Origin of the sequence: Aquitalea pelogenes (assembly GCF_001515305.1) — a bacterium.
In the GTDB taxonomy this organism is placed as follows: domain Bacteria; phylum Pseudomonadota; class Gammaproteobacteria; order Burkholderiales; family Chromobacteriaceae; genus Aquitalea; species Aquitalea pelogenes.
This window is the reverse complement of record NZ_LNQV01000046.1, coordinates 24,348-33,871: the sequence shown is the minus strand read 5'-3', so window position 1 is coordinate 33,871 and position 9,524 is coordinate 24,348. Positions and strand designations below refer to the sequence as shown.

The 9,524-nt window shown below is 63.1% G+C and carries 9 protein-coding genes; 6 read left to right on the top strand and 3 right to left on the bottom strand.

Annotated elements, in window-relative coordinates; genetic code table 11:
• Positions 1–141 precede the first annotated feature (141 nt).
• From AWT75_RS16665 to AWT75_RS23605, 6 genes are all read left to right on the top strand, one after another.
• Positions 142–1,281: a putative 2-aminoethylphosphonate ABC transporter ATP-binding protein gene (locus AWT75_RS16665; protein ID WP_062790612.1), complete on the top strand. Its 1,140-nt coding sequence runs from the start codon at positions 142–144 to the stop codon at positions 1,279–1,281.
• The gene (locus AWT75_RS16660) at positions 1,269–2,966 is read left to right on the top strand and encodes a putative 2-aminoethylphosphonate ABC transporter permease subunit (protein WP_062790610.1); all 1,698 of its coding nucleotides are present in this window, start codon (positions 1,269–1,271) and stop codon (positions 2,964–2,966) included. Before AWT75_RS16665 ends, AWT75_RS16660 begins: the two co-directional genes overlap by 13 nt.
• Before the next feature lie 67 nt (positions 2,967–3,033).
• Positions 3,034–4,143, top strand: a complete 1,110-nt coding sequence (locus AWT75_RS16655) for a 2-aminoethylphosphonate--pyruvate transaminase (protein WP_062790608.1) — start codon at positions 3,034–3,036, stop codon at positions 4,141–4,143.
• A 2-nt stretch (positions 4,144–4,145) separates the two neighbouring features.
• Positions 4,146–4,961, top strand: coding sequence for a phosphonoacetaldehyde hydrolase (gene phnX / locus AWT75_RS16650; RefSeq protein WP_062790606.1), 816 nt, complete (start codon positions 4,146–4,148; stop codon positions 4,959–4,961).
• The gene (locus tag AWT75_RS23610) at positions 4,958–5,851 is read left to right on the top strand and encodes an FAD-dependent oxidoreductase (protein ID WP_204377085.1); all 894 of its coding nucleotides are present in this window, start codon (positions 4,958–4,960) and stop codon (positions 5,849–5,851) included. Before phnX ends, AWT75_RS23610 begins: the two co-directional genes overlap by 4 nt.
• Complete coding sequence (locus AWT75_RS23605; protein ID WP_204377084.1) at positions 5,794–6,375, top strand: FAD-dependent oxidoreductase; 582 nt, start codon at positions 5,794–5,796, stop codon at positions 6,373–6,375. Before AWT75_RS23610 ends, AWT75_RS23605 begins: the two co-directional genes overlap by 58 nt.
• Before the next feature lie 120 nt (positions 6,376–6,495).
• On the opposite strand, the gene ttdB is transcribed toward AWT75_RS23605, so the two are convergent.
• Genes ttdB through AWT75_RS16630 form a run of 3 tightly spaced genes read right to left on the bottom strand, consistent with a single transcriptional unit; the run spans position 6,496 to position 9,347 of the window.
• On the bottom strand, positions 6,496–7,104 hold the full coding sequence (ttdB, locus tag AWT75_RS16640) for a L(+)-tartrate dehydratase subunit beta (protein WP_062790604.1): 609 nt from the start codon (positions 7,102–7,104) through the stop codon (positions 6,496–6,498).
• Complete coding sequence (gene ttdA / locus AWT75_RS16635) at positions 7,101–8,000, bottom strand: L(+)-tartrate dehydratase subunit alpha (protein WP_062790602.1); 900 nt, start codon at positions 7,998–8,000, stop codon at positions 7,101–7,103. The genes ttdB and ttdA overlap by 4 nt, the downstream gene beginning before the upstream one ends.
• 39 nt (positions 8,001–8,039) lie before the next feature.
• Entirely contained in the window at positions 8,040–9,347 is a 1,308-nt protein-coding gene (locus AWT75_RS16630; RefSeq protein WP_062790600.1) for an MFS transporter, read from the bottom strand.
• Positions 9,348–9,524: the final 177 nt, after the last annotated feature.

Sequence of the window (9,524 nt, the reverse complement as noted above, 5' to 3'; positions counted from 1 at the left end):
CGAGCGCTTCATGCGCCGCCCGCACGCTGCGGCTGCCCTGGCCCTGCGGCGGCACGACGACGTAGCCAAGATTCCGGCACTGGCCACCCCGCCCTTGCAGCATTACCGGCTGATTGCAGCCCAAGCCCTGAAAGCACAGCCATGAAGCCTGACCCTGCCTTCCTGCTACAGCAAAGCGGCACCGCAGACGCTACCACCCGGCCCTATCTGCAACTGCGCGGCATCAGCAAGCGCTTTGGCAGTCACACCGTGCTGAACCAGCTGGACCTGAACGTCAACAAGGGCGAGTTCGTCTGCCTGCTGGGCCCGTCCGGCTGCGGCAAAACCACCTTGCTGCGCCAGATTGCCGGGCTGGACCTGCCCGACACCGGTCAGATCATCATGGGCGAACGTGATATCACCTTGCTGCCCCCGGCCAGACGCGACTACGGCATCGTGTTCCAGTCCTATGCGCTGTTTCCCAATCTGGATGTCGCCGCCAATATCGCCTACGGCCTGACCGGCCGACGCGAGGACAAACAGCGGCGGGTGAGCGAGTTACTGGCCCTGATCGGCCTGGACGGCATTGCCAGCAAGTATCCGTTCCAACTGTCCGGCGGCCAGCAGCAACGGGTGGCGCTGGCGCGCGCACTGGCCACTTCGCCCTCGCTGCTGTTGCTGGATGAACCGCTGTCGGCACTGGATGCCCGGGTACGCGAGCATCTGCGCCGGGAAATCCGCAGTCTGCAACAAAAGCTGGGCATCACCACCATCATGGTGACGCACGACCAGGAAGAAGCGCTCACCATGGCCGATCGCGTGGTGGTGATGAATGCAGGCTGCATCGAACAATGCGGCAGTCCGCTGGAGGTGTACCGCAACCCGGCCACCCGCTTTGTCGCCAGCTTTGTCGGCCAGGGCAATTTCCTGCCCGCCCGTGCGCTGGGCACAGACCAGATCCGCCTGGGCGAACAGCTGCTGCAACTGCCGCATCCCCACTTGCGCGGGGACGGACAGGCGCTGGATGTGTTCATCCGCCCGGAAGACATCGTGCTGCATGCACAATGGCCGGCCACCGCCGATGCCGTGCTGGCGGATGTCGGCAAAACCGAATTGCTTGGTGCAATCTACCGCCTGCATCTGCAGGTGCCCGCCTGGGGCGGGGCCAGTATCCAGGCCGACCTCAGCCACAGCCAGCTGGAACAGCTGGATGCCAGCCCGCAACGCAGGCTGGGGGTCTCGCTCAAGCTGGCACGCTGCCAGTTGTTTGATGCCAGCGGGGAGCACGCATGCCTATCCTGAGACGTTCCCGCCGCCTGGCCGCCAGCGCGGATGAAACATTGGCCGGACTGCTGCAGTGGCTGTTGCTGGCGGTGCTGGTGGTGGCGGTACTGCTGCCGCTGGCGGCGATACTGGGCAAGGCCCTGACCGATGCCGACGGGCAATTTGCCGGCTTCATGCAAATCAGCAAGACGCTGTCACAGCCCGGGCTGCTGCGTGCCATGAATGGCAGCCTGCAGGTGGCGGTGCTGAGCACCCTGCTGGTGGTACCGCTGGCCTATGGCTATGCCGCTGCGCTGTGCCGGGTGCAGCTGCCCATGCGCGGACTGTTCCGCCTGCTGGCGCTGCTGCCCTTGCTGGCACCGTCCTTGCTGCCCGGCATTTCACTGGTTTACCTGTTCGGCAATCAGGGCTTGCTGAAAGAATGGCTGCCCGGCGGCAGCATCTACGGGCTGACCGGCATCGTGCTGGGCGAAGCTTTTTACACCTTCCCGCATGCGCTGATGATCCTGCTCACCGCACTGTCGGTGGGTGATGCCCGGCTGTATGAAGCCGCTGGCACACTGGGCGCAGGCCGGGTGCGACAGTTCCTGACCATTACCCTGCCCGGCAGCCGTTACGGCGTGATATCGGCTGCGCTGCTGGTGTTCACCCTCACCGTCACCGACTTCGGTGTGCCCAAAATCATTGGCGGTGCCTTCCCGGTGCTGGCGGTGGAGGCGTACAAGCAGGTGATCGGCCAGCAGAACTTTGCCCAGGGTGCGGTCATCGGCTTGCTGCTGCTGTTGCCGGCTGTTCTCTCTTTTGTGCTGGACCAAGGCCTGCAACGGCGACAACAAGCGCAACTGTCGGCCAAATCCCAACCCTTGCAAGCCTTGCGCGGCTGGCCTGCGCGCCTGCTGGCGCTGGGCTTTTGCAGCCTGATCGGGGCGGGCCTGCTGCTGATGATGGGCACCGCCATTGCTGCAGCCTTTATCCGGCAATGGCCCTACCAGATGACATTCACCCTGGCGCACTTCAACTTCGACCAGGTGGATGGCGGCGGCTGGCTGGCATTCGGCAACAGCCTGCGCATGGCGCTGGCCACTGCGGTACTGGGCAGCAGCCTGGTGTTTCTGGGTGCATGGAGCAGCTGCAAGTTGCGCAGCGCCAGACTGGGCGGCAGCTTGCTGCATGCAATTGCCATGCTGCCGATGGCGGTGCCGGGCCTGGTGCTGGGGCTGGGTTACATCTTCTTCTTCAATAGCGATGCCAACCCCTTGCATGGCTTGTACGGCAGCATGGCCATTCTGGTGCTGTGCACGGTGGCGCATTACACCACCACCGCACACATGACGGCACGCACCGCGCTGACGCAGCTGGACCCGGATTTCGAACCGGTGGCCGCCTCGCTCAAGGTGCCGCTGTGGCTGACGCTGTGGCGTGTCACCGTGCCCGCCTGCCTGCCCGCCATTCTGGAAATTGCCCGCTATTTCTTTGTTTCGGCCATGACCACGGTATCGGCCGTCATCTTCCTGTACACCCCGGATACCGTGCTGGCCGCCGTGGCGGTGCTGAACATGGATGATGCCGGCGACACCGCAGCAGCCGCCGCCATGGCCACCCTGATCGTGGCCAGTGCCGCCGTGGTCTGCCTGCTGTTTGCCCTGCTGTCCCATGCCTTGCTGCGGCAGCACCAGCGCTGGCGCCAAGCGGCAACACGCTGATTCCCTTGCACCGGGCCTTGCCCGGTTTATCTGACCTCCGAAAGACATCTAGATCACTGGAAAAACCATGCGTGAACCCATCTTGCTGACCCCCGGCCCGCTCACCACCAGCCTGGCCACCAAAACCGCCATGCTCAAGGACTGGGGCTCCTGGGACCATGACTTCAACACCCTCACCGCCAGCGTATGCAGCGACCTGCTGGCCATCGCCCACGGCACCGCCGAACATGTTTGCGTCCCGCTGCAAGGCTCCGGCACTTATGCGGTGGAAGCAGCCATTGCCAATCTGCTGCCGCGCGACGGCAAACTGCTGGTCCTCATCAACGGTGCCTACGGCAAGCGCATGGCGCTGATTGCCCACACCCTGGGCCGCGCATTCAGCGTGTATGAAACCGAGGATGATCAAGTACCGGAACCGGCAACGGTGGCCCGGCTGCTGCAAGAAGACCCGGCCATTACCCATGTCGGCCTGATTCACTGCGAAACCAGTACCGGCATCCTCAACCCGCTGAGTGAAATTGCCGCCATCGTGCACGCGGCAGGACGCAAGTTGATTGTGGATGCCATGTCCAGCTTTGGCGCACTGGATATTGATGTTGGCCAGTTGCATGCCGAGGCGGTGATTGCCAGCAGCAACAAATGCCTGGAAGGCGTGCCCGGCATGGGCTTTGTCATCATGCGGCGTGAGGGCCTGCTGGCCAGCCGCGGCAACAGCCACTCGCTGGCGCTGGACCTGCTGGCGCAATACGAATACATGCAATCCACCGGCCAGTGGCGTTTCACCCCGCCCACCCATGTGGTGGCCGCCTTGCGCATGGCGCTGGACCAATACCTGGCCGAAGGCGGCCAGCCGGCACGCCTGGCCCGTTACCAGCGCAATGCAGCCGTTCTGCAACACCAGCTGCAACAGGCCGGCCTGCAACTGTTTCTGCCCACTGCACGGCAAGCGCCCATCATCCTGACCTTCCGCGCGCCCGCTCATCCGGACTATCGCTTCGGCCAGCTGTACGAAGCCGTGCGCAACAAGGGCTTTGTGCTCTACCCCGGCAAGCTCACCAGCCAGGAAACCTTCCGCGTCGGTTGCATCGGCGCCATCGATCAGGCCGAACTGGAACAAGCCTGCCACGCCATCACCACCACCATCCGCGAACTCGGCTGGACCACACAAGGAAACTGAACATGCAAGGCTATCAACATCTGGAAGCTGTGATTTTCGACTGGGCCGGTACCGTGGTGGACTTCGGCTCCTTCGCCCCCACCCAGGTACTGATCGACGTATTCGCTGCCCAGGGCATTGCGGTAAGCATGGCCGAAGCACGCATCCCCATGGGCCTGGCCAAGTGGGACCACATCAAGGCACTGGGTCAGCTACCGGACGTGGCCGCCCGCTGGCAGGCGCGTTTTGGCAGCCCCATGCAGGATGCGGATGTCGACCGGCTGTATCAGCAGTTCATGCCCTTGCAGGTGGAACGGGTGGGCGAATATTCGGCACCGATTCCGGGTGCCATCGACACCATCAACCAGTTGCGGGCCCGTGGTTTGAAGATTGGCAGCTGCTCCGGCTATCCGCGTGTGGTGATGGACCGCCTGCTGCCGCTGGCCGCTGCTGCAGGCTATGCGCCGGACCACACTGTGGCCACCGATGACCTGCCGGCAGGCGGCCGCCCGGGGCCGTGGATGGCGCTGGCCAATGTACTGGCGCTGGCGCTGAAGGATGTGCGTCATTGCGTCAAGGTGGATGACACCGTCCCCGGCATTGCCGAAGGCCTGAGTGCCGGCATGTGGACCGTGGGGCTGTCCTCCAGCGGCAATGCGGTTGGCCTGACAGCGGAAGAATGGCTGGCACTCACCCCGGCACAACAGGATAGCCATCGTCAGCCGGCCGCCAGCCAGCTCACGGCGGCAGGCGCGCATTATGTGGTGGATACCATTGCCCAGCTACCGGCGGTGCTGGCGCTGATTGACGCCAGAATGGCCAAGGGTGAGCGCCCATGAGCCAGCTTCCCTACTGGCTGGCCGAAGCGCTGGCCGCCGAGCGCAGCCCGCCACGGCCCGCGCTACAGGGCAGGCAGCGTGCCGATGTCTGCATTGTCGGTGGCGGATTCACCGGCCTGTGGACCGCCATCATGTGCAAGCAGGCCAGGCCGGACTGGCAGGTGGTGGTGCTGGAAAAGGCCCGCTGCGGCAGCGGTGCCTCCGGCCGCAATGGTGGCTGCATGCTGACCTGGTCCACCAAGTACCCCTCGCTGCGCCGCTGGTTTGGTGACAGCGAAGCCAGCCGACTGGTACAGGCATCCGAACAGGCCGTGGCCGACATCGCCAGTTTTTGCCAGCAACACGCTATAGACGCCGACATCCGGCTGGGCGGTGCCGTGTATGCGGCCAGCAACCCGGCGCAAATCGGCCGTCTGGCCCCGGTACTGGCCATGCTGCAACAACACAGCCTGAACAGCTGGACTGCCCTGTCCCCGGCCCAAACCAGCGCGCTCAGTGGCTCTGCCCTGCTGCAGGACGGCTACCACAGTGCGCCGGCCGGCAGCCTGCAACCAGGCAAGCTGGTGCGGGGACTACTGCGCGTGGCCAGCGAAATGGGCGTGCAGGTGCATGAACACAGCACCATGACCCATCTGCAGGAGGACGGGCAGGTCATCCTTCATACCGCGCAGGGCCAGGTGGAAGCCAGCCAGGCCGTGCTGGCGCTCAACGCCGACATGCCCGGACAGTTTCCTGCCTTTGCCAACAGCATCCTGCTGGTTTCATCCGACATGATCATCACCGACGCCGCCCCGGGGAAATCAGCACACTGGGGCTGGAGCGCGGTCAGGCAGTGTGCGACCTGCGCACCTTCGTCCACTACTGGCGCAGCACACCGGACGGGCGGCTGATGCTGGGCAAGGGCGGCAACCACATTGCCTTTGGCAACCGCATGCAAGCCTGTTTCGACCAGCCCAGCCGTCATGCGGCAGCCTTGCAGCTCACCATGGGACGGCTTTTCCCCAGCCTGGCCACGGCACCGGTAGTGCAAAGCTGGACTGGCGCGTCAGATCGCTCCGCCACCGGCTTTCCCTTTTTTGGCCGGCTTCCCGGCCATCAACGGGTGCTATACGGGCTGGGTTACTCCGGTAACGGCGTGGTGCAGTCCCATCTGGGTGGGCGCATCCTGTCCTCGCTGCTGCTGGGCGAGCGCAATGCCTGGACCGACAGCGGGCTGGTGCGCGGTCCGCTCGCCCACTTCCCGCCCGAACCGCTGCGCTGGTGCGGCGCCATGCTGGTGCGCAATGCCATTCGGCGCGTGGAACAGGCCGAAGACCGGCAGCACAAGCCGCGCTGGCTGGACACCAGGCTGGCCGCCTGTGCCGGCATGGCGGGCAAGACCGACCACCCCCAGCCATCGGCATCACGTCGCTAAAGTGTTGGCCCGGTATGGCACAAGGCAAGCTCCAGACGAAAAAAAACGAGGGCAATTGACATGCCCTCGCACAAGGTCGCAGTAGCTACCAGCAAGCTGGCAGCCAGACAGGATTGGTTTTTACTTGATGAAGCTGAGTTGCTGGCAGATTTTGTCCAGCACTGGCTTTTTCCTGGCCTGGAATTGATCCTTGTTTTGCTGGATCAGGTTATTGCCCTGGGTATCAATGGAGATGATCAGCGGGCCGAATACCCGCACCCGGTTGATCCACAGGGTTTCCGGCATGCCCAGGTCCTGCCATTCGGCACCTTCGATTTCTTCCACCAGCGTGGCGGCCAGCACCGCGCAGCCACCGGGGAAGATGGCATGCACGGCCTTGTGTTCCTGACAGCCAGCAGCGGTTTCCGGCCCCATGCCGCCCTTGCCGACAATCAGCTTTACCCCGGTCTGCTTGATGAATTCGCGCTCGAACTTTTCCATGCGCATGCTGGTGGTGGGGCCGATGGACACCATTTCAAACTTGCCGTCATCCTTCTTGCGCACGATGGGGCCGGCATGAAAAATCGCCCCGCCCTCCAGATTCACCGGCAGTTCGCGGCCCTGCTCGATCAGGCGACGGTGCGCCACGTCACGACAGGTCACCAGATGGCCGGTGAGATACACCACATCACCGATGCGCAGGTCGGCCAGATCTTCGTCTTTGATCGGGGTTGTCAGGATTTTTTTCACAGCACCACTCCTTCGTGGGACAGGATTTCATAGGACAGGTCGGCATTGACGCGAATCTTGCCGCGGCGGTGCGCCCAGCAGCCGGTATTCACCGCCACGCCGATGGTGGAGGGGTGACGGGCGGAGGATTCGATATTCACCCCCATCACGCTGTTGTTGCCGGAGAGGCCTTGCGGGCCGATGCCCACCTCGTTCAGGCCCTGCTCCAGCAGTTCTTCCATCAAGGCAGCGCGCGGATTGCTGCTCTTGGAATCCACCGGACGCATGATGGCCAGTTTGGACAGACGGGCGGCGGTTTCCACCGAAGTCGACACCCCCACCCCCACCAGCAGCGGCGGGCAGGCATTGACGCCACGTTCGGTAATCACGTCCATCACGAATTCGGCCACGCCTTCGTAACCCTGACCCGGCATCAGTACCTTGGCCGCGCCCGGCAGGGTGCAACCGCCGCCAGCCATGTAGACGTCAATGGTGCAGCTGTCCGAATCCGGCACAATGCGCCAGTCCAGCCAGGGAATATTGGTTCCGGTGTTGGTGCCGGTATTTTTTTCGTCAAAGGTTTCCACCGCGTTGTGACGCAGCGGGCCCAGCCTGGTGGCACCGGCCAGCGCATCACGCAGGATGTCTTCCAGCTCGCCCAGCAGCGGGAAGTGCGCGCCGGCCTCGATGAAATACTGGATCACCCCGGTATCCTGGCAGCTGGGGCGGTCCAGCTTGTCGGCAGCCTGCTGGTTGCCTTCCATGGTGTCGTAGATGGATTTGGCCAGCGGGTTGGTTTCCAGCGTGCGCAAATCAGCTAGTTTGGCCTTCACATCACGCGGTAGACGTTTGCCGATGTAGGCGGTGAATTTGGCCATGGTGTCCGTCAGGGACTGGATGGCGATTTCCTTGTCCATATTGTGTCCTCGCAAAAGGGTGGGATTCAGGGGTGGGGTTTAGTGACGGTCCTGAGTGACCGCAATAACGGATGCCTCTGCCGGCTGAAAGCGGCTGAGCAGCAGCGTCAGCACTGCAGAAAGCATGAGCAGACCGGCAACGAAGTACAGGCCGCCGGCAAAGCTGCCGGTCTGGTCCTTGATCCAGCCGATCATGGCCGGGCCGACAAAACCGCCCAGATTGCCAATGGAGTTGATGGCGGCGATGCCGGTGGCAGCGGCAGTGCCGGACAGGAACATGGTGGGCATGCTCCACAGCGGCGGCTTGGCACAGCTGATACCGATATTGACCAGGGTGAGCGCGGCAATCAGGCCGGTGACACCGCTGGCACCGGAGGCCACCACCAGGCCGACAGCCGCAGCGATACAGGCCAGCACCACATGCCAGGTACGTTCGCCACTACGGTCGGAATGGCGCGACCACAACACCATGGCCAGCACTGACACAGTCGGTGGCACGGCATTGAGCACCCCCACCGTCATGGAAGAGACACCCAGCTGCTTGATGATCTGCGGTGCCCAGATACCCAGGGTGTACAGGCCGGCAGAAGTACCGAAGTAGATGAAAGCCAGCGCCAGCACACGCGGATTGGTCAGGCCGGCAAGCAGACTGTGGTGGTCCTCTCCGCCCTTGTCCTGTTGCTCGGCCTGCATGGTGGACACCAGCCAGTTGCGCTCGTCGGCAGCCAGCCAGCGGGCCTGCTCCGGACGGTCGGTCATGCAGAAGAACACCACGCCGCCCAGCAACAAGGCCGGAAAGGCCTCGATCAGGAACATCCACTGCCAGCCATGCAGTCCCAGATAGCCGTGCATTTCCAGCAGCGCCGCCGAAATGGGCGAACCGAGCGCAGTGGAAATGGGCGCGGCAGCCATGAACAATGCGGTGATACCCGCACGACGGCGCGCCGGAAACCAGTAGCTGAGATAAAGAATGATGCCGGGGAAGAAACCGGCTTCGGCCGCACCCAGCAAAAAGCGGATCACATAAAAGCTGAGCGGCCCCTGCACAAAGGCCATGGCCCCGGAAATGACGCCCCAGCTGAGCATGATGCGGGCAATCCACTTGCGCGCGCCAAAGCGATGCAGGGCGATGTTGGACGGCACTTCGCACAGGAAGTAGCCCCAGAAGAAAATGCCTGCGCCAAAGCCGAGGATGGAGGCGGAAAAGCCCAGATCCTGCTTCATGCTCAAGGCGGCAAAGCCGATGTTCACCCGGTCGATGTAAGCAATGAAGTACAGCAGCATGATGAGTGGAACAATGCGCCAGCTGACGCGGCGCAGTGTTCTTGCTTCGATATCGTGTCCCATAGGTTCTCCTCTTTGTTTCCGATTGTTGCGGGATGTTGGCGACATCCCCCTTGTGGCCATCTGTGGTGGCCCCTGCCGTCAGCACCTGCTTGCTGCGGTCAGGAGTTTTTGATTCGGTTGAGCGTTGCGAGGAGATTAGCCTGTTTGAAAAAGTAATTAATCGAAGTAAACTTAAAA

What these genes read in the sequence shown, in the direction of transcription:
- AWT75_RS16665 (WP_062790612.1), top strand. Translation starts at nt 142, where the DNA reads ATGAAGCCTGACCCTGCCTTCCTGCTACAGCAAAGCGGCACCGCAGAC.
- AWT75_RS16660 (WP_062790610.1), top strand. Translation starts at nt 1,269, where the DNA reads ATGCCTATCCTGAGACGTTCCCGCCGCCTGGCCGCCAGCGCGGATGAA.
- AWT75_RS16655 (WP_062790608.1), top strand. Translation starts at nt 3,034, where the DNA reads ATGCGTGAACCCATCTTGCTGACCCCCGGCCCGCTCACCACCAGCCTG.
- phnX (WP_062790606.1), top strand. Translation starts at nt 4,146, where the DNA reads ATGCAAGGCTATCAACATCTGGAAGCTGTGATTTTCGACTGGGCCGGT.
- AWT75_RS23610 (WP_204377085.1), top strand. Translation starts at nt 4,958, where the DNA reads ATGAGCCAGCTTCCCTACTGGCTGGCCGAAGCGCTGGCCGCCGAGCGC.
- ttdA (WP_062790602.1), bottom strand. Translation starts at nt 8,000, where the DNA reads ATGGACAAGGAAATCGCCATCCAGTCCCTGACGGACACCATGGCCAAA.
- AWT75_RS16630 (WP_062790600.1), bottom strand. Translation starts at nt 9,347, where the DNA reads ATGGGACACGATATCGAAGCAAGAACACTGCGCCGCGTCAGCTGGCGC.